This is a genomic window from Streptomyces sp. NPDC058683 (assembly GCF_042716195.1).
Taxonomy (GTDB): Bacteria; Actinomycetota; Actinomycetes; order Streptomycetales; family Streptomycetaceae; genus Streptomyces.
Map to the genome: position 1 here is coordinate 22,679 of NZ_JBHXSK010000076.1, position 24,583 is coordinate 47,261.

Here is a 24,583-nt window from a genome sequence, read left to right on the forward strand (position 1 = left end):
ACCTGAATTCGCGGATCGTATGTCAGGGGTGCTTCTTCCGGTCCAGTCGGCCGCCCTGGCCCCGGTCTTCCGTCCAGCCCGCAGGCCCGCGTCGGTCCGTGAGGCGTTGACGAGGAGTACCCTGGTGATTACCGAGAGCATTTCGAGCACCAGCTTCCACGCCGGTGTCGTTCCCGGCGATTCACCACAACCGGGCCGGCCGTGACCGGCCCGGGGTTGGGTCCGCAACATGACCGCGACCATTCTGTTGACGCCCGCGGTCGAAGACCGAATTCCTGCTTCTTCGTCGCTGCTCAGACTCGAACTGGCACCCGCTGGCACCGCTCCAGCACTGATCGACGGCGCTTGGTGGCCTCGCTCCCGCGATCTCATGGCGGAGCTTCCGGCGCTCATCGAGGTCCTCGACCCGCTGTGGGGGCGGATCACCCGGGTAACGGTGAACCCCACGTTCTGGCCGGTCATCCCGCGAAAGGTGCCCGTCCACGGGCACGTGGTGCACGTCGGCTGGTTCGCGGCCGAGCAAGACCCGCACAAGCTGATGCTGCTCTCCTACACCGTCGGCCGCTGGGACCTGCTGGTGATCCCACCGGAGACAGAGCCGGCCACCGCGGCCCGGCTGATGGCCGCGGCCACCGACCCGTCGCGGATCCTCACGGCGACCGGTCTGATCGGCGAGGGCTGACTCCGGCACGGGGCACCTGGGGGGTAATGCTCCGGTGCCACCCCGTGGCCCGCTGCGACAAAACGGCCCATGCGGGGCCGGTTTCCTGAACCGAGGTGCCATGCCCATTCCACAGCTGACCCTTTATCGGCGCGACAAGCACCGGCGGGCGTTGATCACCCTGGTCGGAGAGATCGACCTGAACACGGAGGGCCTCGTGCGCGAGTCGCTGGGACGATGCCTGCTCAACGGCATCCGCGTCGTCGACGTAGATCTGACCGCCGTCACCTTCTGCGACGTGACCGGCCTCAACGTCTTCCTCCACGCGTCGCGGGCCACCGCCGTGGCCGGTGGATCCTTTCGGTTGCACCACCCGCCTCCGGTACTGGCTCGCATCCTCGCCCTCACCGGCAACGACTTCCTGCGCTCCGGCCTGCCGGACGATCTCCTCACAAGCCCGGCCGGCCCTGCGGCACGCGTCGTCGAATCCACAGACCCCGCCCCGGAGCGTGTGCGGTGAGCGGGCGATCCGGGGCCGGGCAACCATGGGAACTCGGCGGCCACGAGCCGATCGCCTGGACGCAGACACGGTGCGGCTGCGCCGACTCAACCGCCGGCAGGCGGAGAGCCTCATGGAAGACCTGGCCGACCTGTACGTCGAATCCTCCGACACGGCCGCCGGTGAGGAGCACCACAACCGTCCGGACTTCTTCTTGCGGCGTCTCATGGACGGCGTCCGGAGGCCAGGGCTCGCGATGCTGGTCGCCCAGACCTCCACGCTGCTCGGGTGCGCCTTCGGGTCTGTTGCACGCCGGGACGGTTCCTGGTGGCAGGGACTCAAGCCGACACTCCCTCAGCACATCCAGCAGCTCACGACATCCGGGCGTGTCTTCGCCATTACCGGAACCGTGGTCCACCCGCACCACAAGGACCGAGACTTCACCCGCCGCCCGCAGGAACGGCTGCTCGCAGATCAACCGCGCCTCGCTCGGCGCCACCCCGGACGGCCTCGCGCACGACTCCGGGACGCAGCGGCACGAAGAGCCGGCATGTCGGTACAGGAAAGGAAAATGACAACGTCACAGTCCGTTTCACCGGTCCACGCACACGACGGCATGGCACATGATCGACAAGTCGTGTCCCATGGCAGCCTTCGGATCTGACAACAACGTGGATCCGGAGGTACCCCGCGCATGACGGTGATCATCAGTCCCACCATGAGGAGACGCCGTCTGGGGGCCGAACTGCGCCGGCTCCGCCATGACAGTGGGCTGAAGAGCACGGAAGTGGCTGAGCGGCTCATGGTCTCCCAGCCCAAGATCAGCCATATGGAGAACGGCCGCCGTGCCATCAGCCCCCGCGATGTACGCGACCTTTGCGCCATCTACGGGGTGACGGACCACCAGGTCGTCGACTCCCTGATGCGCATGGCCCAGGAGTCGGGACAGCAGGGATGGTGGAGCGCCTACGGAGAGCACCCCCACAGCGTCCATATCGGCCTCGAGATGGACGCCGCCTCGATCCATGCCTATGAGCCCATGGTGATTCCCAGCCTGCTGCAGACCCCTGCCTACGCCAGTGCCGTCATCGAGGAAACGATTCCCCCGGTCACTGCCGAACAGGCCGCCCGGCGCCTCAAGGTGCTGCTACGCCGTCAGCACCGGATCTACGACCCCACCTCACCACTGCGTCTGCGGGTCGTCCTGGAGGAATCGGCACTGCGCCGTGTCGTCGGCGGTCCCGACGTCATGCGCGAGCAGCTGGAGCATCTGAACGCACTCGGCGCCGAGCCGCACATCACCGTGCGAGTCCTCCCCTACACGGTGGGCGCCCACCCGGGCCTGTCAGGACAGTTCTCCATCCTGCAGTTCGCCGACGGCCCGCAGACAGGGGTGGTGTACCTGGAACGCTTCACCAGCGACCTTTACCTGGAAAGACAATCCGCCGTACAGCAGTACGCCATGATGTACGACCACCTCCAGGCCCGAGCCCTCAGCCCGGACAGCACGCACGACTTCATCACCGACGCCACCAAGTCACACATCGACGCGGCAAGCCGCCCCTCAGTACTCTGACGGCCTCACCGAGGGAGTTGCACCCAACACGTTCTCCAAGTCCTTGTCCGGGGTTCGGTGGGAGACTGGATGTTCTGACCTGGGGCGGAGCGAGTGGTAGCGGCACCTTTGAACGGCGCCGGGCCGCAGGAGATCCGTCTCCATCGTCGGCCGGTGTGGGACTACGAGCACCTGCCGCGCAGTTCGGATTCGCGGGAACAAGCCCTGCTCGGTCTCGACCAGGATTCTGCGCTCGGTCAGCCGCTTGAGCTTCAGGCGGGTGTTGTTGATGTTGTTGGGCGCGATCTCTATGTCCATCGCCTCGCACACCTGCCGCGCCCCGCAGCGGCTCCGGCGGCGAACACCGCCATGATCTGCTGGTAGGCCGGATGGGCCGGCGTTTCGGCGTCGGCGGCGCGGGCGGTTGCGGATCGGGCAGCTCCAGCAGCGTCTTGCGGGTAAGTCGGACCTCCTCGGCGGCCCAGCCGAGCTCGTCAAGCCGTGCGGTCAGCTGCGTGATCTGCTCCCTTGCCGTCCCGGCTTGTTGCGGCGGTCTCCCGTTTCCGCATCTCCAGTCGTGCCAGTACCACCCCGAGGGTCAGCTCCCCGCCGGTCATGCGCTGTGCCAGGCCGTAGCGGTGGCCCCGGTCAGTCGGCCGCGCTTGCGGCCCGGTATTTTTTTTGCCGCATCACGCCCCGTCGACTCAGCCGGGACCCCGGCTGCCGCGTGCACGCTCTGGGTGTCGAGCACCACCAGGCTCGTGTCCGCTTTCCGCCTCGCCTTCCCCCACACCTGCCAGCGCAGCAGGTCGTGGATGGTCTGGCCGATGCCGCCGTCGCAACGCTCGGTCAAGTGGTACCTCACCGCGCCGCGCGGCGGCAGGTCGTGCGGAATCAGATCGCAACGTCGGCGAGCATCACCGCCAGGTCGGTGGCGATCCGTCCCGGATCATGTCCGGTCCCGCGAGGCCGCAGCGGCCTGAGAGCGTTGGGGTATGCGGCCTGGTGCCGTGACCTCGGCCGGTGACAGACGTTATTGGGAATGGCACGCGTGCACCGGTGTCCCGTGGTTCCGCGGCTGCTTTCCTCGGCTCGTGCTGGGGGACCACGACACGTTTGGCCCCGGTGACCGATTGCCATGGCAGACGGCCCCTGGTTTCCCCTCAGAGACCAGGGGCCATCGAAGTCAGGCAGCAACATCCACTGAGTGGTGTGCATCGTGAAGTTGCTGGTCACGGGTCTGGTGTGAGGGTCGGGAGAGCTACTCGCACTGGTCGTCGGCCAGTGTCCATGGCGAAGATCGTCTGACATGTCGTTCGGGGCCGTCTTCGGGTTCTGCTGCGCCGCTCTTACGATCCGCGGCCGGGCAGGTACGCCGGGAGAGCGTGGGAGGGTGCGGGGATGCAGGAGCTGGAGCGGATCACGGCTCGCCGGAGTGAACTGGGCACGTCGCTGCGGAGTTGGCCAAGCAGCTGCAGGAGGTCCAGGCCGAGCGGGGGGAGCTCGTGATCGCCTGGGCGAAGAAGCCGAGTCCCACCGGCCGAGCTGGCCTACGAGGAAGAATCGGGGCCGTCGTCGCCGAACTGCCGGTGTCGGGTCATCGAGCGGTGAGGACGTGCGCCCACGGCTCATCGATGTCGGCCAGACCCAGCACGGCCACCACGTTGTCGAGCATTCCGGCGCCGAACCAGCGCCGCACGGCGTCGTCGTCGCCCAGCAGCTGCCGAACGGTGTCAACCTGCTTGGCGTAGCACCGGCGCACGGCCTGTGCCACCAGCGGCTCGCCGACGGCACAGTTCGCGTGCATGAGGAAACGCAGGATGCTCCGGTCCGCGACGAGCGCGGCATAGGCGCCGCGTGCGGCATCCAACGCCGCCTCGGGAGCCAACCCTGCCCCGCCCGACGCCGGCGAGTGAGCGACCAGCGTTTCGGTCATGACGACGGACACGTGGTCGACCGCCGCCGCGAACAGTGCTTCCTTGTTCGGGTACAGGCGGTAGAGATACGGCTGAGAGATGCCGACCCACTCTGCGATCTCGTGTGTCGTCGTACCGTAGAAACCTTTTTGCGCGAAGCAGTCGACCGCGGCGGCCATGATGGTCCGACGTCGTTCGTCGCTCTTCGTGCTGGTACCGGCGGCAGGCATGGGCGTCAGTCAAACACGGCTCCCCTCAGCCTCCAAACGTCACGCTGCGGTCAGAGTCGGACGGCGCGTCGTTGGGCGTGAGCGCCTCGATCGCCACCAGCGGATTCCAGTAGTCCAGGTAGTGGGTGATCCGCGCGTCGTCATCGGTCCGCACGACGGAGATGCACGTCTGCTCGTACGGCTTGCCGGTCGGCAGCGCAGTGCCCTTCGAGCGGAATTCAGCGATCACCAGAGTGGGATCGACCGTGTCATGGAACACCAAGTCGACGAACTCCACGTCGAAGGTCTCGGGAAAGTTGCTCATGTGCGCGCGCAGTGCCTCTCGCCCCGTCACCCGCTGGGGGACGCCGGCCGGCGCGTACGGGAACTCGAGCACCGCGTCCGGGGCGAACAGCTCCACCCATTCGTCGGTGCGTCCTGCGGCGGTAAGGCGCAGGTGCTCGGCCAGGGCGTGCTGGGCAGCGGCGCGGCGGCTGGCGTCGTCTTCCTTGACTGTCATCTTCACTCCTACATTAGTGGTCGACCTATAACCTACTACGGCGGCAGCCGTTGCGGGTAGGCGAGCAGGAGGTGACGCCAGGGGATCCCGGTCCGGTTCACGTAGGGGATGGCGTCCAGAAGACGCCCCTCGGCGGCGGGCGGCGGCCCGGTACTATCGGCGCCCGCCACGCTTCGGGGAAGATCGTCGGTCACCGGGAGACTTCGCGGTTCGTCAGGACCAGCAGGGACCTTACCAAGGCGGTCGCCCACTTCGGGTCGCTGCGTACCTTGCCGAGGACGCGCCAGTTCTTCAGGTGGGCGAAGCCGTGCTCGACCGGCGCCCGCACTGCGGCCAGCGCCTTGTTGGACAGCTTCTGCCCTCGCGTCAGCGGCCGGTTTCGGGCGGCCTTGTAGCCGGTGATCACCGCCGGATCGGCGTCGGGACCGCTGTCGTCGAGTCCGACGAATCCCAGGTCGGTGATGGCGCCGAGACCGGTGGCCCGCAGGTGGGCGGTGAGCTTGTCGTGGCGGCAGGCGGTGATCTCTGGCATGCGGGGTCCCAGCAGTTCTCGCCGAAAAAACAACGCTAAGCAGCTGCGGCAGCCCCTGATCTGGGCTGATCTCTCGAAGCAGATCAAGGCGGACCCGACCATGGCGAACCTGCGCGATGAGAGACCCGCCCGCCTCGCGGGCGCCGCAGAGTAGTGCAACCCCCGTCCTGCTGACGCTGGTTCGGGGTTTTCGTCTGCCCGCACCAACCGGCCGGGTACCGGTGGTGCCGTCTGTGTTGATCGACTGGGGTGGGAGGGGCCGATGGCCACGCGGGTGTTCTCGGATGAGGAACTGGAGGGCTTACGGTCTTTCCCGACGATCGGCAAGGACGAGCTGATCCGCTACTTCACCCTCATTCCAGCCGACGAGGCGTTCTTGCGGAAGTTCCGCCGTGCCCAGAACGTGCTCGGTGCCGCCGTGCAACTGTCTACGCTGCCCTGGCTAGGCTTCGTCCCTGACGAGGTGCTCGCCGCTCCGCCTGCGGCGGTCGGCCGCCTGGCCCGCCAGCTCGGCCTCGCTGTCGCCGATCTGGCGGGCTACGGGGAGCGTGAGCAGACCCGTACCGATCATCTGCGGGAGATCGCCGAGTACCTGGGGTGGAAGCCCGCGAAGAGCATCGAGCTCAAGGAACTGGACGAGTTCCTGCTGGCCCGTGCGATGGAACACGACTCCCCGAGTCTGCTGTTCCGGCTGGGCTGTGAGTACCTGCGCGCGGCGAAGGTGATCCGGTCGGGGGTGGTCTCGCTGCTGGAGAAGGTCGCCACCGCCCGCGAGGCCGCCGAACGGGAGACCCACGCCCGCGTGGCCCACCTGCTCTACCCCGAGCGGGCTCAGGGCCTGGACGGGCTGCTGGTCGTCGATCCGGAGCTCAAGTCCTCGCGGCTGCACTGGCTGGTGACCGGGCCGGTGCAGGCGTCGCCGACGAGCGTGGGCGGCGAGATCGAGAAGCTGAGGTTCCTGCGCGGCCTTGGCGCGGACAGCCTGGACATGACGTCCCTGCCCTCCGAGCGTCGCCGCTACCTGGCCCAGATCGGGCGCCGGCTGACCGCGCAGGCCCTGGTGCGGCGCGAGCCGGGCAGGCGCCATCCGATCCTGCTGACGCTGCTCGCGCAGTCCTCCGTCGACGTCCTTGACTCCGTCGTCCAGCTCTTCGACCAGGCTCTGTCCGGCTCGGAGTCCCGCGCCCGGATCAAGCTGCGTGAAGCGCTTGCCGAGCGGGCCAGGCTTTCGGAGGACCGGCTCGCCCTGTTGGACGAGATCCTGCCGGTGCTGGCTGATGCGGGTATCCCGGACGAGGCGGTGGGGACGCTGCTGCGCGGGAAGATCGGTATGTCCCGGCTGATCACCGCCAACGCCGGGGCCACCGTGCGGCCGCCGAAGGACCACGGGCACTTGGCGCTCCTGGAAGGCTCCTACACCTACATCCGCCAGTTCGCGCCGAAGGTGCTTCAGGCGGTGCGGTTCAAAGGGGGCACCGAGGCGAAGCCGCTGATCGAGGCCCTGGAGATCCTGCGGGAGCTGAACGCGACCGGCGCCCGCAACGTCCCCGACAAGGCGCCGACGCTGTTCATACCGGCCCGGTGGCAGGGCTACCTCGACGAGGCCGCGGCCAAGGGCGACGCGACCGCGTACCGGCACTACTGGGAGCTGTGCACGCTGCTCGCGCTGCGCGACGGCCTGCGGTCGGGGGATGTGTTCGTGCCGGGCTTGCGCCGCTACGACAACCCGGCTGCCTATCTGTTCAGGCCCGCCCAGTGGGAGACGCACCGCAGCGAGTTCTGCCGCCTGGTCGGCAAGAGCCCCGACGCCTCACAGGCGCTGCCGCTGGTGATGGACGAACTGGATGAGGCTCTGGGCGACCTGGAGGAGGTCCTGGGGCGCGGTGACGGGCCGGTCCGGCTGAACGACGACGGGGAGTTGGTCATCTCGCCGCTGACCGCGGAGGACATCCCCGCTGAGGCCGAGGAGCTGCACGGCGAGCTGGAGCGGATGCTGCCGAACGTGCCGATCGCCTCGCTGCTGGTGGAGATGGACCGGCACACCGGTTTCCTGGACTGCTTCGTCCACGCCGGCGGCAAGCAGGCCCGTTCCCCGCAGCTCAAAAGGAATCTGATGCACGCGACTCACTGAGCCTGGGCACCGCCGTCCGGGCTTGCGGCCGGCCAACAGACCGGGACAGAAGGCAGGTCTGCGCGCTGGACGGGTGGGGCTGCTGGACCTGGGACCCAACCACGGTGCTTTACCCGGTCGGGCAGTCCGGGAGCGCGACGCCGAAGGCATCTGCGGGCCCTCACGAGGGCTGAAAGCCGCGATGCACGGAGTGGTCAGCGAGCTGGATTTCCGGTCGTGCAGCGGCACCAAGTGTCGGCCTCAGCGGGTATGTTCCGACTGCGGAGGTACCAGTGCAGCCTCTGCGGGGGTCGGAGTCGGTGCCTCCCTGCCGTCGGCCCACGGCACAACTCGCCGCGACAACTGTCCCAAGTACCGGTAGAAGCGGTCCGGAAGGAACACGGCGTCCGCGACGATCATCGCGCCGGAGAAGAGCGGCAGGCCCAGGAAGAGCACGATACCCAGGTGCATGCTCAGCAGCATTGTCAGGACGGGGTACTTGAGCCTGCCGAACAGGACGAACGGAAAGGCCACCTGCAACAGCACCGTCAGGTAGCAGGCGATGGCGATCAGTACGTCGTGTTCGTCCGCCATGGCGGAGAGCGCGGGCCAAGGTTGGAACAGGTCGAGATTCAGGGCGTAATGGAGAGCGGTGCCGTTGCCCCAGGAGGCGCCCTGCACCTTGTACAGGCCCGCGGATCCGTAGAGGAAGCAGACCTGGACGGCGATGACGAGCATGCCGCAGTTGTGCAGCACGGTGGTCACTGTCAGGCGCGCGTCGCGGAGATGGCGTCGCAGCTCGCCGAACGCCTGGTCCAGCGGAAGCCGGACTGCCTTGCCGGCGGATGCCTGGAGCCGGGCCCTGCGCGCGTCGAGGGACCAGCGTCGGCCGCACGCGGTGACGACGAGGTAGAGGGCCATGAGGAGGATGAGGCTGTCCCCTCCGTCCGTCATGAAGATCGCCCTGGCGTGGAACGACGTCACTACGACCGCGAAGAGCACGGACACCGCTCTGGTCCGCCAGCCCAGCATGAACAATGCGGAGATGACGATGGCTGCCGTGTAGCAGACCTCGAAGTAGGCCCGGCTGTCGGACAGGGTGAGGATGCTGGCCCAGCCGGTCTGGTCGAAGAGCTGCTTGGCCAGTGTCGGCGTCCACGGTGAGTCGGGACCCCAGATCTCGTCGCGGTGAGGAAACTCGCGCAGAAGGAAGGCGAAGTAGAGGAACCCGTACCCGATGCGCAGAACCGCCGCAGCGTACAGGGAGATCGGCTGCTCCAGCAGAAGCGTGAGGAGCGCAGCGACACGGGCCGGCAGGTGCCGCGGCACCTGTGCGCCCGCCCGCTCGGCGCCGTGTCCGGGGTGTGTCGGCGTGGTTGCCGGGGCCGATGTCTGCTCAGCCTGTTGCATGGCGGGCCACCTTCCACCAGGGCAGGTAACGGGTGTCGGCGCGCCGTGGTGCGGCCGTGCCGGGACCGGGGCCGCCCGCTGCAGGCGGCGCGGCGATGGGCAGGGTGATCACCCTCAGCTGGATGGACTCGAATGTGCCGTGGCGATGGGCGGCGAGACGATCCGCTGCGATGTTGCGCAGGTACTGCTGGATCATCAGAGCGCGTGGTGAGCGCGGATGGTCGTCGCCGCCGTGTGTTTCGAGGTAGGAAGTCCAGGCCCGGCGCAGCATGTTCTGTGCTGTGTGGCTCGGGAAGGGGTTGTGTTCCACTGAGGCCGTGTCGACGGCGGTCAGGTCGAACCAGCTGCTGACAACGGTGGTGCCGTCCGGGGCGGTGTGCATGGTCCTTGCCGAAATCTGCCGGTTGACCGACTCCGGGTCGGGGGCGAAGAGCCGCCAGTTCTGTTCGAACAACGGGAAGACCCAGGCGTTGACCTGCCGGCTGTACTGCCGGGAGACGGGATTCGGCGGTGCCACCTGCAGGAACACCAGGAGTACATGCACCAGGGCCGCCGCCAGGCACAGGACCACGGCGACTTGTACTCCGGCCTTCAGAGCGACGGGCGGCTCTGAAGACGCTTGGAACGCAGTCGGTCTCCCGTTCTCTCTCTGTGCGGTCGGCCTAGCGCCCGCCTCGTCCGAGTCGTCAGCATCTGCTGACGCAATGCCACCCCGCACGGCTCTGTCCGGTCCTTCCGTCCCGACTTTTCTCACCTGGTTCTCCTGAGCTTCTGCCTGCGGCGCGCGGCGGAATCGATGACGACCCGCGCCGCACGCCACCGGTTCCTACTCGCACACGTGGGTGGCTGCCTGCGAGCAGTCACCCCGCTGGAGTGGGTCGCGCATGCTAGGCAGGGTCACAGCCGTAGCTGTCGTCCTGGCCGGGGTTGTCGCCATAGTCGTTGCCGTACCCGTTGTGTTCGGGTTTGCAGCCATGGCCGTTCCCACCGGAGGTGCCACCGGTGGTGCCGGCTGTTGTGTCACCGGTGGTGCCTGCGGTCGTGGTGCCGGTGGTGCCTGCGGTCGTGGTGCCGGTGGTGCCGGCTGTTGTGTCACCGGTGGTGCCTGCGGTCGTGGTGCCGGTGGTGCCGGCTGTTGTGTCACCGGTGGTACCGGCGGTCGTGGTGCCGGTGGTGCCGGCCGTTGTGTCACCGGTGGTACCGGCAGTCGTCGCACCGGTAGTGCCAGCCGTCGTGGTGCCACCCGTAGTGCCAGTCGCGCACTGCGGCCGGGTGATCGTGTTGGTGTCCAGCGTCACGGCGCCGTTACGGGCCAGCGCCCGTCCCTCGATGGTCGCGCTCGTGGTGACAGTGATCGAGGTCATGGCCAGGATGTTGCCCACGAAGGCGGTGCTGGTGCCAAGAGTGGCCGAACTGCCGACCTTCCAGAACACATTGCACGGCGAGGCGCCGTTGACGAGGGATACACGGCTGCTGGACGCCGTCGTCAGACCCGAACCGATCTGGAACACCCAGACGGCGTTGGGGTCCCCCTGGGCATCCAGGGTGAGGGTGCCGGTGAGCCCGAGAGTGGAGGAGGCTGTGTAGACGCCGGGAACCAGCGTCAGGCCACCGGCGTCCGGGGGAAGTGCCCCGTCGGAGGGCTGCCCGGCAGCGTCGTCGTACGCCGTGATCAGGTCGGTCTGGGCGTCCTGAGCCACAGTGTCCGCGGAGTGCTGGGTCCCGTTCACCACGGCGGGCGGCCCGTATCCGCTGATGGACGTTCCCGGAGACACTCCGACATCCCCGGTGATCACCGAGGGGCCGGTGTTGGTGGTTTCCGAACCGGCCAGTACCGCGAAGCTGTCCGCCCTGCCCAGATCTACGAACGTGGCGAGGGCACTTGCCTGGGTCGGTGACACAGCGACTACGACAGCGGAGATCACCACGGCAAGTACCGCGGCGGTCCATACCGACAAAGTGCGCCGCAGAGGCGCGACAGGGATATTGAGCGTCATCGAAGGGCCAGCTCCTGTGAGGGGGATGGAGACGTATTTGGCGGTTCTCGGTCACACAGAATCGCCTGTCTCTGCCGCTGGAATATTACGCAGGCGCATGCTCCAACTTACGACCCATGCGCGCGGCTTTGCTGATCCTGACGAGCCGATCGCAAATGCTGAGAAAATTTTTAATAGGCTGAATGGCCGTGCCTGCTTGGTCGAGACGGGTGAAAAGGTGACGCCACATCCCAGGTCAGCCCGGGCGGCAAAGCAATTCATGCATCCGTGACCCGTGGGTCAATACCACCCCCACCCCACACCCGACGCCTCACCGGCGTGTTGAGTAAATGAGCAGCTCCGTGATTCTCTCCGGAGGAGCGTACTTCCCCGCAATCCAGGTACCTGCGAAGAGGACTTCACCCACCCGGGCCCGCGGCGCATGGAAGCGCCGAGGAATAAGGGCACGGCTGCCGTTAGCGATCATTTGGAAGGGCAGCCCATCCACCGGCAGACTGTGGCGTATGAGATCCACGACGTCGCCCTTGGCCTGCTCGACCAAGGCCACGTCACGGTGCGCGACATGGTGACCCGGCAGCCCGGGCCCACCGATGGCCAGGACTATCCCGTGTGCGGTGCCGTGTCTCGTCATGCGCTGCGCTCGGCGCCCGGCGTTCCGCCCATGGGGTTGGCGTCATGACGACCGCGGTCGTCGTCGGTGGCGGGCCCAACGGGCTCGCCGCTGCGGCCCTCCTCGCGCGGGATGGCCTGGACGTCACGCTGCTGGAGGCCGCCGACGAGGTCGGCGGCGGCACGCGCAGCCACGAGGCGATCCTGCCCGGCCTGCTGCACGACCACTGTTCGGCCATCCACCCCATGGCCGTCACCTCGCCCGCGCTCCGGGCCCTCGGCCTCGAACGCCACGGGCTGCGCTGGCGGCTGCCGGAGATCGACTGTGTGCACCCGCTGGACGACGGGACGGCCGGGGTCCTGCTGCGCTCCGTCACGGAGACCGCCGCCGGGCTCGGCCCGGACGGACGCCGCTACCGGGCCCTGGTGGAGCCCTCGGTGCGGCGCTGGGACGCCCTCGCGCACGACGTGATGGGTCCGCTGCTGCGGATCCCGGCGCACCCGCTGCTGCTCGCCCGGTTCGGCCTCCCGGCCGTGCTGCCTCCCGCGGTCCTCGCGCGCCTCTTCCGGACCCCGCAGGCCCAGGCTCTGTGGGCCGGGGTGGCGGCGCACGCGTTCCGGCCGTTCTGGGACCCGCTCGTCTCGGCGATCGGGCTCGGCATCCTCACCTCCGGCCACGCCGCCGGGTGGGCCGTCGCCGAGGGCGGCTCGCAGTCCATCGCCCGCAGCATGGCCGCGGCTCTTCTCGCCGCCGGCGGCACGATCGAGACCGGCGTGCGGATCACCGCCCGACGGCAGATCCCGCCCGCTGACGTGACTCTGCTCGACCTCGACCCCGGTCAGGTCGCCGCCCTCTACGGCGACAGGCTGCCCGCCCGCGTGACGGGCGCGTACCGGCGCTTCCGCCGTGGCCCTGGTGCCTTCAAGGTGGACCTGGCCGTCGAGGGCGGCGTGCCTTGGAGGGACGAGCGGGCACGCCGGGCCGGGACCGTGCACCTCGGCGGCCCGCTCGCCGAAGTAGCCCGGACGGAACGGGACGTGACGCAGGGCCGGATGCCCGAACGGCCCTTCGTCCTGGTCGGCCAGCAGTACCTTGCCGACCCCTCCCGGTCGGTCGGCGACGTCCACCCCGTCTGGACGTACGCCCATGTCCCGCACGGCTACGACGGCGACGCCACGGAGGCGATCCTCCGGCAGCTCGAACGCTTCGCCCCCGGTGTACACGAACGTATCGTGGGCCGACACGTCACCCGCCCCGCCGACTTCGCAGCGGCCAACCCCAACTTCACCGGCGGCGACATCCTCACCGGAGCGAAGACAGCCTCCCAGCTCCTCCTGGGCGCCCGCCCGGCGCTGGACCCGTACGCCACTGGCCTGCCCGGAGTGTTCCTGTGCTCAGCGGCCACCCCACCCGGCCCTGGAGTGCACGGCATGTGCGGCGCCGGGGCGGCGGCATCAGCACTGCGCCACCTGGGGGGCCGCCCGACCTGGCAGGCTCAGGAGCGCTCCCGGGACTCGCGTACGTAGAAGTGCTCCTCGCTCGTGCAGCCCAGGCCATTGGAGACCTGCTCGGACCCCAGGTTCCAGTCCACGGCGCCGTTGGCCTTGCGGCCGAGTTCGATCAGACGGTTGCTCTCCGTCCACGTGTGGCAGGTGCCCCGGCCTGCGACGAGCGATGCCCCCGCCCTCCCAACGAGCTGAACATCTGCTGCTCGATCCCACGAGGTGGGCCGTCATCTGATGACGGCCCACCTGGATAGCCCGTGGCCGACCCCTGCCCACTCCAGTCCGAGGCTGGCCAGTTACCCGAGCATGTCCTCTGTGACCCTCCCACACCGCGCTTTCGTATTCGTCAGGAACACTCCCAGTGTTTTACCTCGGTGCCGCCGCAGGTGCCGTCGGGCTCTCGCCGCCGACCTGCCTAGACGCCGTGGACAGATCTCGGCCGGACCGCCCTGCACTTCGCCACCTCCGAGGGTCATCGCAACGTGACCGGCAGGCGCCGAGGTTCGGGAGCCTCTTGGAGCCGCTTGTCCCTTCGGAACTGGGTCACGGTCGGATCGCCAGCGGGGGCACCGTTGGTGACTTACGCGAAAGTGTCCTGGGATTTCGCGCGAAAGTGTCCGGCCCCTCCCCAAAGACCGGTTCCACCATAGCCGCTGGCCAGAGTGCGTTTGGGGCAGCCGCTTTCGCACAAGACGCCCAGTGGGACTCCGTTAGGTCTGTCTCGGTCCTGGTGCCGTATATGTCCTGCTGGGCAGGGGCTGTTGGCAGGTGGCGCAGATGCCCGCGCCCGCCGATCTCACCGACCAGGGCGACCTGACGGCCCCGCCGCCCACCTCTGTTGTCGTCGCAGCCGGTCTGTCAGTGGGACTCCCCGGGCTGCCACACGAGAGACGGCAAGGTCAACAGTGTGACTGGTCGCGGATTCACTTCGTCGTCCCGGGAGCAGTTCGTGATCGACCAACCCGTCATCCCGTCATCGGGCATCGGCCGGTGGTTTCGGCGGGCACCGCACCACAAAGATGCGCCGGAGCGGCTGTCCCGAGCGGCAGGAGTACGCTGACAACGTCGAGGGCACGTCGTACGCCGGTGTTCGGACCGGTCTCGTCCTCGTCGCGGCCCCTCAGGAGCGGGCACGTGACTGCACCTCACACTGGGCGCCTCGCGCGCCGGCGGTCCGCTCGGCTCTTGGCTCGACTCCACAGACCGCCCGCCGATAGCACCCACCAGGGCGAGACCGCCTGACGGACCCGCCCCCACTCGCCACGTCCTGGCCAGTCCAAGCCCACATAGCTCCCGTATCCACCGTCCGTGCGACTCGCATCCGCTCTCTGCGATGCCGTTACGCACCCACCGTCCAAGAGGCGCAGCCCAAGACCCCGGCCGCACTGTCGTCACCGAGGTCAAGGACCGCGCATGTCTCTCCATATCCTCCGTTCCCCGTCCGCCGTCCCGCCGGAAGGCGCCCCGCCGTCCCCGGAGTACGACGGGAGGGCAGCCTTCCCGCGCGAGGGAACGGCTGCCGAGCGCACCGGCAGCGAGCGGCTGTCCCTGGCGATCACAGCGTTGATCGTCTTCCTCCCGTTCCTGGCACTCGGTCTGGCCGTCTGGCTGCTGTGGGGGCGCCTGATCCATCCCGTCGATGTCCTGCTCGCCGCGGTGCTCTACACCGTCACGGGCCTCGGCGTCACGGTCGGCTTCCACCGTGGCCTGACACACGGCAGTTACCGGGCCGTCCGGCAGCTGCGCACCGCGCTCGCGGTGGCCGGGTCGATGAGCTTCCAGGGTGACGTGATCGGCTGGGTCGCCATCCATCGCCGTCATCATGCCTTCACCGACCGGCCGGGCGATCCTCACTCTCCGTATCGCTACGGCATTTCTGTATGCGGCCAGTTGCGCGGACTGGTGGATGCTCACGTCGGCTGGCTGTTCCGCAACGACCCCACGTCAGCGGCGCGTTACGCTCCCGATCTGCTGGCCGACCGTGACATCCGGGCCGTGTCCCGGGCCTTCCCGGCCCTGTGTGTATTCACCCTCGCGCTGCCCTTCGCCGCGGGTTGGCTGATCGGCGGCAGCTGGGTGTCCGCACTGACCGCCCTGCTGTGGGCGGGACTTGTCCGCATCGCTCTGCTCCACCATGTCACGTGGAGCGTGAACTCCCTCTGCCATGTGATCGGTGAGCGGCCGTTCCGTACCCGTCGTCACGACCGCGCCACCAACCTGTGGCCCCTGGCTCTGCTCTCGTTCGGTGAGAGCTGGCACAACCTGCACCATGCCGACCCCACCTGCGCCCGGCACGGCGTCGACCGCGGCCAGCTCGACCCGTCCGCCGCCGTGATCCGTTTCTTCGAACGCCTCGGCTGGGTCTGGGACGTTCGCTGGCCCACCCCGGACCGTATCGCCGCCCGCCGCGCGTGAGCCCGAGCGGCCGCATCCCGTTCAGGAGTTCTCATGACACTTGCCCCACCGCCCCCGCTCTCCTCGTTGTCCGCCGTCCGCCTACGCCTGGTGTCCCAGCCGGCACAGGGCCACATGCCCCGGCGCATCGACGGCGCATGGTGGCCCCGCTCGCCCGATCTGGCGACCGAACTGCCCAGGCTGCTGGCCGGACTGCCGCACGCCTGGGGACAGGTCACCAGCGTCCTCGTGGACGAGACCGTATGGTCCCCGTTCCCGAACCGGCTGCTCGTCGCCAACCAGGTCGTACGCCTGCGCCGGACGACCACCCAGCACTCCCCGTCCACCGTCTGCCTGCTGGCGCCCGGCCGCGGCAGGTGTGACCTGCTGGTGGTGCCACCCGCCGCCACGGACGCGGAGGCCGGGCGGCTGATGGAGAGTATGGCCACCGATTTGAAGGACAGCGCGGGGTTGGAAGTCGCAGCTCGTTGACGGTGGCCGCCGGACCACCCCCGGGGTCCGCGGCACCCCGGGTGCGGGCCTGGGGGTGTGTTGTCACCGGACCCGGCCGGGCGGGCTCCACGTGCCCGGTCCTTGGCCGGCTGCGCTGCCCGGACGGGGGAGTCCGCTCGGACCGTCGACGGAGTACGCTGGTGTTACCGAGGGTATTTCGTGCACTGGCTTCCATGTCGTTGTCACTTTCGGCGATTTGACCACGCCGGGCCGGTTCCGGTCGGCCCGGAGCAGGGTTCGCGTCATGACTGCGACCGTTTACCCCACGCCGATCCCCGGAAGTACGCCCTCCTCCAAGCCACTCCGGATCCCCTCCGCTCCCCTCGGTTCCTCGCCGACCGCCGTGCTCGATCTGCTGTCGGGGCGGATCACCGGGGGCCTGACGAACCAGCCGTACTGGCCGGCCTCCCCGGGTGCGGTGCCCATGGGCGGGCAGGTGCAGCCGACGCCCGTCTCGGCCCGCTGGCTGATGGCCGCCGGCAGAGACTGCCTGCGCACCTCGCACGTGGACCGGCTGATGGTGGAGGCGGCGCGCCTGCGCACAGTGTCGGAGGCCGACTCGGCGGGGCAGACGGCCTGGGACTCCGAAGAAGACCACGAAGTCCGCGATCCGGCAGCACGCCCGCAGATCCCGGCCGTATACGTTCCGCCGACGGCGCGGTGAGAGCCGTGAGAACCCTGGTGGCCACCACGGCCGCAGCCGGCCGAGGAAGGGCCGGGCGCACCCGTAAATGAGGGAAAGGACGTCATGAACACCGTCAGGCTCCTTGCGGACACCAACGGGGAGCCGGTGCTTCCCGGCACCCCGGTCCTGCGGATGGAGACGACCAAGTGCACGGGACGTTCGACGGCGCGTGGTGGCTGCGGACACGCGACCTCAGGAGCCGGCTGCCGGGTCTCCTCACCGCGCTGACGACCCGCCTTGGCCCCATCGCCCGCGTGGGCCTCGACGCGAGCGACTTTGGCCGCCACCGGCATCACCCGGGCCGACCGGACCGACGCACTGCAGGGTTCTCCCGGCTTAGCCGGGCCGACACACCAGAGCCTCAACAGCAGCCCGAGACCCCGGCCGCACCTCAGACGACAGGCCGGGGTACTTCCCGTGCCGTGTGCTTCCCGGACCGCTCGGGTCCCGGACCGTCATCGACGTAAGGAAAGTGAGAACCATGGGTGTTCTGATCACTGTGCTGGTGGTGTGCGCCGGGGCCGGGCTGGTCCTGCTTGCCCTGAGCCTGCGCAACGTCCAGCAGTACGAGAAGGGCGTGGTGTTCCGCTTCGGGCGGCTGCTGCCGGACATCCGTGGGCCCGGCCTGCGTGTCATCCGGCCGATCGGGGACCGGATGCGGAAGGTGTCCGTCCAGACCGAGGTCCTCGGTATCCCGCCGCAAGGGTCCATCACCGCCGACAACGTGACGCTCACCGTCGACGCGGTCGTCTACTTCAAGGTCATCGACCCGGTCAAGGCCCTGGTGAACGTCCGCGACTACCCCAGCGCCGTCTCCCAGATCGCCCAGACCTCGCTGCGTGCGGTCATCGGCAGGGCGGATCTGGACACGCTGCTCTCCGACCGGGACCACATCAACGCGGAACTCAAGAAGGTGATGGACGCCCCCACCGAGGAACCCTGGGGACTGCGCATCGAGCGCGTGGAGATCAAGGACATCGCCCTTCCGGAGTCGATGATGCGCTCGATGTCGAAGCAGGCCGAGGCCGAGCGGGAACGCCGGGCCCGGGTCATCGCCGCCGACGGAGAGTTCCAGGCGTCCCAGCGGCTGAGCGACGCCGCCGCAACCATGGCCGACACCCCCGGAGCACTCCAACTGCGCCTGTTGCAAACCGTGGTGGACGTCTCCGCCGAGAAGAACAGCACCCTCGTGATGCCGTTCCCCGTGGAGATGCTCCGCTTCTTCGAGCACCAGAGCAGGGACAGCGACGACGAGTCCGACGGACGGCTCGTGCGCCGGAGTGACAGGCACGCCGCGCTCTCCGCGGGGGCCGTGATCCCGGAGCCTGCCATCCCCGCACCGGCCCTCGCACCGTCGGTCTCCCTGCCCGGAGAGCGGGTCGGCTGCCGTGCGGAGGTGGCCCGGGATCGGCGGGACAACTGGCCGACGCGGCGGGACGCCGAGGAATCCCTGAGCGGTTGACCGTTCCCGGCCTGCCCGGGGTGACGTGATCGTCTCGGTGCGGGGTGGTGCCGCTGCTGGCCCCGTTGACAGCGTGTCACTGGGGTTGCAGCGGTCCGGGGTGGCTGAAGCGGCCGGCCCGGCGTTGGATGCGATGCCGGAGGGTGCGGTGGCGTACCGGTGGAAGCGCGGCCCGCGCGTCGGCGCGGGCGTAGAAGACGTGCTTGGCGCCCTCGATCAGCACAAGGTAGAGCACGACCATCAGGGCCAGGACGAGGACGAGCCCGAGCGGCAAGGACCGGAAACCGAGCGGTCCCGCGAGCGGGGACATCGGCAGCGCGACACCGACGGCGACGACACCTAGGGCGCTGACCAGCAGGGGGCGGCTGGGCCGGCTGCGGTAGAACGGCACCCGGCGGGTGCGGATGGCGAAGACGACCAGTGCCTGCGTGGCGAGGGATTCCACGAACCAGCCGGAGCGGAACAGATCGGCGCCCGTGTGGAAGATCTCGATCATGACCGCGAAGGTGAGGAAGTCGAAGACGGAGCTGACGGGCCCGAAGAAGAGCATGAAGCGACGGATGAAGGCGATGTCCCAGTGCGAGGGCGCGCGCAGTTGCTCCGGGTCGACGTGGTCGGTGGGGATGGTCAACTGCCCTGCGTCGTAGAGGAGGTTGTTGAGCAGGATCTGCGAGGGCAGCATCGGCAGGAAGGACAGCACCAGGGAGGCTCCGGCCGCGCTGAACATGTTGCCGAAGTTGCTGGAGGTGCCCATCAGGACGTACTTGATGGTGTTGGCGAAGATCCGGCGGCCCTCGGTGACCCCGTCGGCGAGAACGCCGAGGTCTTTCTCCAGAAGCAGGACGTCGGCCGCGTCCTTGGCCACGTCGGTCGCGGTGTCCACGGACAGCCCCACGTCGGCGGCGTGCAGGGCCAGCGCGTCGTTCACGCCGTCGCCCAGGAACCCGATGTCCCGGCCCCGGCGGCGCAGCGCCCGTACGACTCGGGCCTTGTCCTGGGGCGAGACGCGGGCGAAGACGGTGGTGGTCTCGGCCGCCCTGGTCAGCTGGTCGTCGTCCAGCGCCCCGATGTCCTGGCCGGTCAGGGCGCGGCCGGGCGGCAGGCCGAGGTCGGCGCAGACCTTCTGGGCGACGAGCGCGTTGTCGCCCGTACAGATCTTGACGGTGATGCCGAGGTCGGCGAGGCGGCGCAGTGAGGCGGCGGCACCGGTCTTGGGCGGGTCGAGGAAGACCAGGAAGCCGGCCAGACGCAGCCGGTACTCGTCGGCGGCCGTGAGGGACGTCTGCCCGTGCGTGTCCCGGGTGGCCACGGCGACCACCCGGCTGCCCGCCGCGAAGTGCTCCTGGAGCACCGCCGCGGCCGCCTCAGGTACGTCATCGCAGCGGGCCAGGACCGCTTCGGGCGCGCCCTTGGCGACGAGCAGGCGGCTGCCGTCCGGACGCTCGACGAGCGCGGAGCCCAGCTGCCGGTCGTGGTCGAAGGGCAGCAGCGCGAGCCGGTGGTGTCCGGCCGGGGGCGCATCCGTGGCCTGCCACAGCGCGACGTCCAGCGCGTTCCCGCCCACCTGGTCCAGGTCGCCCTCGGTGGTCAGCAGGCCCAGCTTCAGCACCGTGTCGGAGGGCGTACCGGCCGGGTCGAGGGCCGACTCGAAACGGATGCGGCCCTCGGTGAGCGTGCCGGTCTTGTCGGTGACCAGGACGTCCATGTCGCCCAGGTCCTCGATGCACACCAGCCGTTTGACGAGGACCTTGCGCCGCGCCAGCTGCCGTGAGCCGGTGGCCAGGCTCGTGCTCACCACGGCGGGCAGCAGCTGCGGGGTGATGCCCACCGCGATGGCCAGCGAGAAGAGCAGGGCGTCGAGCAGCGGGCGGTGGAGCAGGAGGTTGATGACGAAGATCCCTGTGGTGAGGGCGGCGGCGACCTTGAGGAGCAGCATGGAGAAGCGCCGCAGCCCCGCCTGGAAGTCGGTCTCCGGCTGCCGTTCTCCCAGCCCCATGGCGATCCGCCCGAACTCGGCATGGCCACCGGTGGCGACGACCACTCCGGTGGCGCTGCCCCCGTGCACCACCGTCCCCATCAGCGCGCAGGAGGTCAGCTCGGCCAGCGCCGCCCCCGCGGCGACCGGCTCCGGGTCCTTGTCGGCGGGGGCGGACTCCCCGGTGAGGACGCTCTCGTCGCAGGCGAACGCGGTGCACTCCAGCAGGCGCAGGTCCGCGGGCACCACCTGCCCCAGTGTCAGACGTACGACATCGCCCGGCACCAGCTCGGTCACGTCGACCTCGCCGGCCGCGCCGCCCCGGATCACGACGGCCGTGTGACGCACCCGCGAGTGCAGGGCCCGTGCCGCCTTCTCCGCCCGGTACTCGTTGACGAATCCCAGTGCCACGCTCAGCACCAGAATCCCTGCGATGATGATCGCGCCGGTCCGCTCGCCGAAGAAGTACGAGACCCCGGCCGTCACCGCCAGCAGGATCAGCAGGGCGCTGCGCAGCTGCCGCCCGAGGACCGCCAGGACGCGGACGTGGTGCGTGCGTACGGCGTTCGGCCCGACGGCCGCGAGCCGTTCGGCCGCCTCACCCGTCTCGCCCCCCGACAGGCCCTCGGGACTGCTCGCGAGCGTGGACAGCACGGCCTTCGCGTCTTCGGCGGCGGCGTCCCCCACCCGCAGCTCTGCCGCACGGGTGGTCACTGACTCCAGGTCCATTCGGCCACCTCGGGCAGGTCCACCCCGTGGGCGCGGATCCAGTCGTGATGGCGGTAGCGGACGTCGACCATCCGCTGGCGCAGCGCCGCCGCGCGGACCGCGAGACCGGGCACCCGGTCGATGACGTCCATGACCAGCCGGTACCGGTCGAGGTCGTTGCGTACGACCATGTCGAACGGGGTCGTGGTGGTGCCTTCCTCCTTGTAGCCGCGCACGTGCAGGTGCGGGTGGTTGGCGCGGCGGTAGGCGAGCCGGTGGATCAGCCACGGATAGCCGTGGTAGGCGAAGACGACGGGCTTGTCGGGGGTGAACAGCGCGTCGTACTCGCTGTCGGGCATGCCGTGCGGGTGTTCCTCCGCGGGCAGCAACCGGGCGATGTCCACCACGTTGACCACCCGTACTGCGATTTGGGGCAGGTGGCGGCGGAGCAGCGAGGCCGCGGCCAGCACTTCGAGGGTGGGTACGTCGCCCGCGCAGGCGAGCACCACGTCGGGCTCGCCGGGGTCGGACTCGGTGCCGGCCCAGGCCCAGATCCCGGCGCCGCGGGCGCAGTGCGCGCGGGCGGCGCCGAGGTCGAGCCAGTCGAAGCAGGGCTGCTTGCCCGCGACGACGACGTTGACGTAGTCGCGGCTGCGCAGCACGTGATCCGCCACGCACAGCAGGGTGTTGGCGTCCGGGGGGTAGTAGACCCGCACGACCTCCGGCGACTTGTTGAGTACGTGGTCGACGAAACCGGGGTCCTGGTGCGAGAAGCCGTTGTTGTCCTGGCGCCACACGTGCGAGGTGAGCAGGTAGTTGAGGGAGGCGATCGGGCGGCGCCAGGGGAGCCGGCGGGCGACGCGCAGCCACTTGATGTGCTGGTTCGCCACGGAGTCGACGATGTGGACGAAAGCCTCGTAACAGGAGAACAGGCCGTGCCGCCCGGTGAGGAGATAGCCCTCCAGCCAGCCCTGGCAGGTGTGTTCGGAGAGGATCTCCAGTACCCGGCCGCCGCGCTCCAGGTGCTCGTCCGTGGGCAGAACCTGGGCCTCCCATGCCTTGCCGCTCGCCTCGTAGACGGCCTGGAGGCGGTTGGAGGCCGTCTCGTCCGGGCCGACCAGACGGAAGTCGCGCCGCTCGCCCGTGTCGGCCATCACCTGCGCCAGCAGGTCGCCGAGGACGCGGGTCGGCTCGTGCGTCGTCGAGCCGGGCTTGTCGACCGGGACGGCGAACCGCTCCAAGGGCGGCAGGGGCAGGTCGCGCAGCAGCAGGCCACCGTTGGTGTGCGGGTTGGCGCCCAGGCGGTGCGCGCCGTCGGGGACGCAGGCCAGGACCTGTTCCCGCGGGCGTCCGTGCTCGTCGAAGAGCTCCTCGGGCCGGTAGGAGCGCAGCCATCGCTCCAACTGCCGTAGATGGTCAGGGTTTTCGCGTACGGCGGGCAGCGGTACCTGGTGTGCTCGCCAGGTGCCCTCCACCGGGAGGCCGTCGACCTCGGCGGGTCCGGTCCAGCCCTTGGGCGTGCGCAGCACGATCACCGGCCAGCGCGGGCGTTCGGTGATGACGGAACCGGCACGGGCGGCGTGCTGGAAGGCGGCGATACGGTCCAGAGCTTCGTCCATGGCGCGAGCCATCGTCTGGTGGACGGCGTGCGGGTCGTCCCCGGTCACGTGGAGGGGCTCGTGGCCGTATCCCCTGAGCAGGGAGTCGAGTTCGGGCTCCGGTATCCGGGCCAGGACCGTCGGGTTGGCGATCTTGTAGCCGTTGAGGTGCAGGATCGGCAGGACGGCACCGTCCCGTACCGGGTCGAGGAACTTGTTCGAGTGCCAGGAAGCGGCCAGCGGGCCCGTCTCGGCCTCCCCGTCGCCGATCACACAGGCCACCAGGAGCTCCGGATTGTCGAACGCGGCCCCATAGGCATGCGAGAGGGAGTAACCCAGCTCGCCGCCCTCGTGGATCGATCCGGGGGTCTCGGGCGCGACATGACTGGGGATGCCGCCCGGGAAGGAGAACTGTCGGAAGAGGCGGGTCATGCCGGCCGCGTCCCGGGTGATGTCCGGGTACGTCTCGGTGTAGCTGCCCTCCAGCCAGGAGTTCGCCACCACGGCCGGCCCGCCGTGCCCTGGCCCCCAGACACAGATCGCGTCCAGGTTCCTCGCCTTGACGACCCTGTTGAGGTGGGTGTGGACCAGGTTCAGGCCCGGTGAGGTGCCCCAGTGCCCCAACAGCCGCGGTTTGACGTGCTCAGGCGCCAACGGCTCGGTCAGCAGGGGGTTGGACATGAGGTAGATCTGCCCGACGGCCAGGTAGTTCGCCGCCCGCCAGTGGGCATCCAGAGCGCTCAGTTCCTCCTCGTCGAGGCGGTCGGGGGTGCCCGGAGTGTCGAGGGAGGTCCCGGTAGTGGGGCCAAGTGGCATGGCGAACCCTTCTCGCAGGGGCTGATCAGGAATTTCCCGGACTGAGACCGGGGAGGTGCTCGGTTTCGTCGATGAAGGCGCGGGCGACGTCCGCCAAGCGGCGGTTGTGGGCGCGGGCGTAGGCGCGCAGCGTCGTGAAGGCCCGCTCCATGTCCGTGTGCCGGCGTTCGGCGAGCTTTCCCTTGGCCTGTTCGATCAGGACGCGGCTGTTGAGGGCGGTCTGCAGCTGTTCGTTGAGGAGGGTGCTGCGCTCGGTGGTGCGTTGTTGCAGCAGGCTGATGGTGGCGACGTCGGCGAGGGCCTGTGCGAAGGGGGTGGCTGCGGGGCTGATGGGCCCCGGGGCGGTGTGGAAGAGGTTGAGGGCGCCGACGACCTCGTCGCGCAGGCGCATGGGCAGCGCCTGGACGGCGGTGAAGCCGCTGCGCTGGGCCTGGGCGGTGAACAGGGGCCAGCGGGCGGCTTCGTCGCGCAGGTCGGGAACGGACACGGTGATCCCGGTGTGGAAGCAGTCCAGGCAGGGGCCTTCGTGGTTCTGGAGCTGGAAGAGTTCGAGGAGGCGCACTCGTTCGTCGGAGGCGGCCATGACGCGCAGAACGCCTTCACGGTCGGCGAGCAGGACGCCTGCCGCGCTCGCGTCGAGCAGGTCGACGCAGCGGTCGGTGAGGAGGCGCAGGAAGTCCATGAGGTCGAAGTCGGCGACGAGACTGTCCGCCAGCTCGACGAACGTCCGGGCCATCAGCTGTTCCTTCATCGTGCGCACCTCTGTGTGTGGGGCGTGAGCATCAGGGCTCCTCGATGGGCGGTCCTGCATCCGGCGGTTGTGTGTCGGGGGGTCGTGCATCCGGCGACTGCAGGCCGGACGGAGTCGTGCCCGGCGAGAGACGGATCCGGTGGGCGACCACGCTGTC

General features: G+C 69.2%; 23 protein-coding genes and 2 pseudogenes. 14 read left to right on the top strand and 11 right to left on the bottom strand.

Annotated elements, in window-relative coordinates:
* Positions 1-229: 229 nt before the first annotated feature.
* From ACFWXC_RS48550 to ACFWXC_RS48570, 5 genes and pseudogenes are all read left to right on the top strand, one after another.
* A pseudogene (locus tag ACFWXC_RS48550) lies at positions 230-676 on the top strand (DUF5994 family protein); the annotation flags it as partial.
* Positions 677-782: 106 nt separating this feature from the next.
* Positions 783-1,181 (top strand): STAS domain-containing protein, encoded by a 399-nt coding sequence (locus tag ACFWXC_RS48555; protein WP_384489915.1) that lies wholly within the window; start codon positions 783-785, stop codon positions 1,179-1,181.
* A 112-nt stretch (positions 1,182-1,293) separates the two neighbouring features.
* A complete protein-coding gene (locus ACFWXC_RS48560) occupies positions 1,294-1,824 on the top strand; it encodes a hypothetical protein (RefSeq protein WP_384489917.1) in 531 nt (176 codons plus the stop codon).
* A gap of 30 nt (positions 1,825-1,854) precedes the next feature.
* A complete protein-coding gene (locus ACFWXC_RS48565; RefSeq protein ID WP_384489919.1) occupies positions 1,855-2,736 on the top strand; it encodes a helix-turn-helix domain-containing protein in 882 nt (293 codons plus the stop codon).
* Between the two features lie 153 nt (positions 2,737-2,889).
* Positions 2,890-3,099 carry a hypothetical protein gene (locus ACFWXC_RS48570; RefSeq protein ID WP_384489922.1) on the top strand — a complete coding sequence of 70 codons (210 nt, stop codon included), beginning with the start codon at positions 2,890-2,892 and terminating at the stop codon, positions 3,097-3,099.
* Between the two features lie 229 nt (positions 3,100-3,328).
* Here the strand turns inward: ACFWXC_RS48570 and ACFWXC_RS48575 are convergent, their stop codons facing one another.
* From ACFWXC_RS48575 to ACFWXC_RS48595, 5 genes and pseudogenes are all read right to left on the bottom strand, one after another.
* Positions 3,329-3,568 (bottom strand): hypothetical protein, encoded by a 240-nt coding sequence (locus ACFWXC_RS48575; protein WP_384489924.1) that lies wholly within the window; start codon positions 3,566-3,568, stop codon positions 3,329-3,331.
* A 744-nt stretch (positions 3,569-4,312) separates the two neighbouring features.
* On the bottom strand, positions 4,313-4,861 hold the full coding sequence (locus tag ACFWXC_RS48580) for a TetR/AcrR family transcriptional regulator (RefSeq protein ID WP_384489926.1): 549 nt from the start codon (positions 4,859-4,861) through the stop codon (positions 4,313-4,315).
* A gap of 25 nt (positions 4,862-4,886) precedes the next feature.
* Positions 4,887-5,360, bottom strand: coding sequence for a nuclear transport factor 2 family protein (locus ACFWXC_RS48585; RefSeq protein WP_384489928.1), 474 nt, complete (start codon positions 5,358-5,360; stop codon positions 4,887-4,889).
* 35 nt (positions 5,361-5,395) lie between these two features.
* Complete coding sequence (locus tag ACFWXC_RS48590; protein WP_384489930.1) at positions 5,396-5,554, bottom strand: hypothetical protein; 159 nt, start codon at positions 5,552-5,554, stop codon at positions 5,396-5,398.
* Positions 5,551-5,895: pseudogene (locus ACFWXC_RS48595) on the bottom strand (transposase family protein); the annotation flags it as partial. The gene ACFWXC_RS48590 and the pseudogene ACFWXC_RS48595, both read right to left, overlap by 4 nt.
* A 259-nt stretch (positions 5,896-6,154) precedes the next feature.
* On the opposite strand from ACFWXC_RS48595, the gene ACFWXC_RS48600 reads away from it, so the two are divergent.
* Positions 6,155-8,023 carry a DUF4158 domain-containing protein gene (locus tag ACFWXC_RS48600; protein ID WP_384489932.1) on the top strand — a complete coding sequence of 623 codons (1,869 nt, stop codon included), beginning with the start codon at positions 6,155-6,157 and terminating at the stop codon, positions 8,021-8,023.
* Positions 8,024-8,263: 240 nt separating this feature from the next.
* On the opposite strand, the gene ACFWXC_RS48605 is transcribed toward ACFWXC_RS48600, so the two are convergent.
* The 3 genes from ACFWXC_RS48605 to ACFWXC_RS48615 form a co-directional block, all read right to left on the bottom strand.
* The gene (locus ACFWXC_RS48605) at positions 8,264-9,412 is read right to left on the bottom strand and encodes an HTTM domain-containing protein (protein ID WP_384489934.1); all 1,149 of its coding nucleotides are present in this window, start codon (positions 9,410-9,412) and stop codon (positions 8,264-8,266) included.
* Positions 9,399-9,983, bottom strand: a complete 585-nt coding sequence (locus ACFWXC_RS48610) for a DUF5819 family protein (RefSeq protein ID WP_384489936.1) — start codon at positions 9,981-9,983, stop codon at positions 9,399-9,401. Before ACFWXC_RS48610 ends, ACFWXC_RS48605 begins: the two co-directional genes overlap by 14 nt.
* A gap of 316 nt (positions 9,984-10,299) precedes the next feature.
* Positions 10,300-11,313: an ice-binding family protein gene (locus ACFWXC_RS48615; protein WP_384489938.1), complete on the bottom strand. Its 1,014-nt coding sequence runs from the start codon at positions 11,311-11,313 to the stop codon at positions 10,300-10,302.
* Positions 11,314-11,830: 517 nt separating this feature from the next.
* On the opposite strand from ACFWXC_RS48615, the gene ACFWXC_RS48620 reads away from it, so the two are divergent.
* The 8 genes from ACFWXC_RS48620 to ACFWXC_RS48655 all read left to right on the top strand — a co-directional run bounded on the left by ACFWXC_RS48620 (position 11,831) and on the right by ACFWXC_RS48655 (position 18,578).
* Positions 11,831-12,088, top strand: coding sequence for a DUF3556 domain-containing protein (locus ACFWXC_RS48620; RefSeq protein WP_384489940.1), 258 nt, complete (start codon positions 11,831-11,833; stop codon positions 12,086-12,088).
* Positions 12,085-13,545, top strand: coding sequence for a phytoene desaturase family protein (locus ACFWXC_RS48625; protein WP_384489942.1), 1,461 nt, complete (start codon positions 12,085-12,087; stop codon positions 13,543-13,545). Before ACFWXC_RS48620 ends, ACFWXC_RS48625 begins: the two co-directional genes overlap by 4 nt.
* Before the next feature lie 1,392 nt (positions 13,546-14,937).
* Positions 14,938-15,939 (top strand): acyl-CoA desaturase, encoded by a 1,002-nt coding sequence (locus ACFWXC_RS48630; protein ID WP_384489944.1) that lies wholly within the window; start codon positions 14,938-14,940, stop codon positions 15,937-15,939.
* 33 nt (positions 15,940-15,972) lie between these two features.
* Positions 15,973-16,410, top strand: coding sequence for a DUF5994 family protein (locus ACFWXC_RS48635; RefSeq protein WP_384489946.1), 438 nt, complete (start codon positions 15,973-15,975; stop codon positions 16,408-16,410).
* 265 nt (positions 16,411-16,675) lie between these two features.
* A complete protein-coding gene (locus ACFWXC_RS48640) occupies positions 16,676-17,095 on the top strand; it encodes a hypothetical protein (RefSeq protein ID WP_384489948.1) in 420 nt (139 codons plus the stop codon).
* Positions 17,096-17,179: 84 nt separating this feature from the next.
* Positions 17,180-17,344, top strand: a complete 165-nt coding sequence (locus ACFWXC_RS48645; protein WP_384489960.1) for a hypothetical protein — start codon at positions 17,180-17,182, stop codon at positions 17,342-17,344.
* The gene (locus tag ACFWXC_RS48650; protein WP_384489958.1) at positions 17,293-17,583 is read left to right on the top strand and encodes a DUF5994 family protein; all 291 of its coding nucleotides are present in this window, start codon (positions 17,293-17,295) and stop codon (positions 17,581-17,583) included. Before ACFWXC_RS48645 ends, ACFWXC_RS48650 begins: the two co-directional genes overlap by 52 nt.
* A 14-nt stretch (positions 17,584-17,597) precedes the next feature.
* Positions 17,598-18,578, top strand: coding sequence for an SPFH domain-containing protein (locus ACFWXC_RS48655; protein WP_384489950.1), 981 nt, complete (start codon positions 17,598-17,600; stop codon positions 18,576-18,578).
* A 76-nt stretch (positions 18,579-18,654) separates the two neighbouring features.
* Here ACFWXC_RS48655 and mgtA read toward each other — a convergent pair whose 3' ends face one another.
* The 3 genes from mgtA to ACFWXC_RS48670 are packed head-to-tail and all read right to left on the bottom strand — an operon-like array spanning position 18,655 to position 24,426.
* Positions 18,655-21,282, bottom strand: a complete 2,628-nt coding sequence (gene mgtA / locus ACFWXC_RS48660) for a magnesium-translocating P-type ATPase (protein WP_384489952.1) — start codon at positions 21,280-21,282, stop codon at positions 18,655-18,657.
* Positions 21,264-23,675, bottom strand: coding sequence for a phosphoketolase (locus ACFWXC_RS48665; RefSeq protein WP_384489954.1), 2,412 nt, complete (start codon positions 23,673-23,675; stop codon positions 21,264-21,266). Before ACFWXC_RS48665 ends, mgtA begins: the two co-directional genes overlap by 19 nt.
* Before the next feature lie 25 nt (positions 23,676-23,700).
* The gene (locus tag ACFWXC_RS48670; RefSeq protein ID WP_384489956.1) at positions 23,701-24,426 is read right to left on the bottom strand and encodes a GAF and ANTAR domain-containing protein; all 726 of its coding nucleotides are present in this window, start codon (positions 24,424-24,426) and stop codon (positions 23,701-23,703) included.
* Positions 24,427-24,583 lie beyond the last annotated feature (157 nt).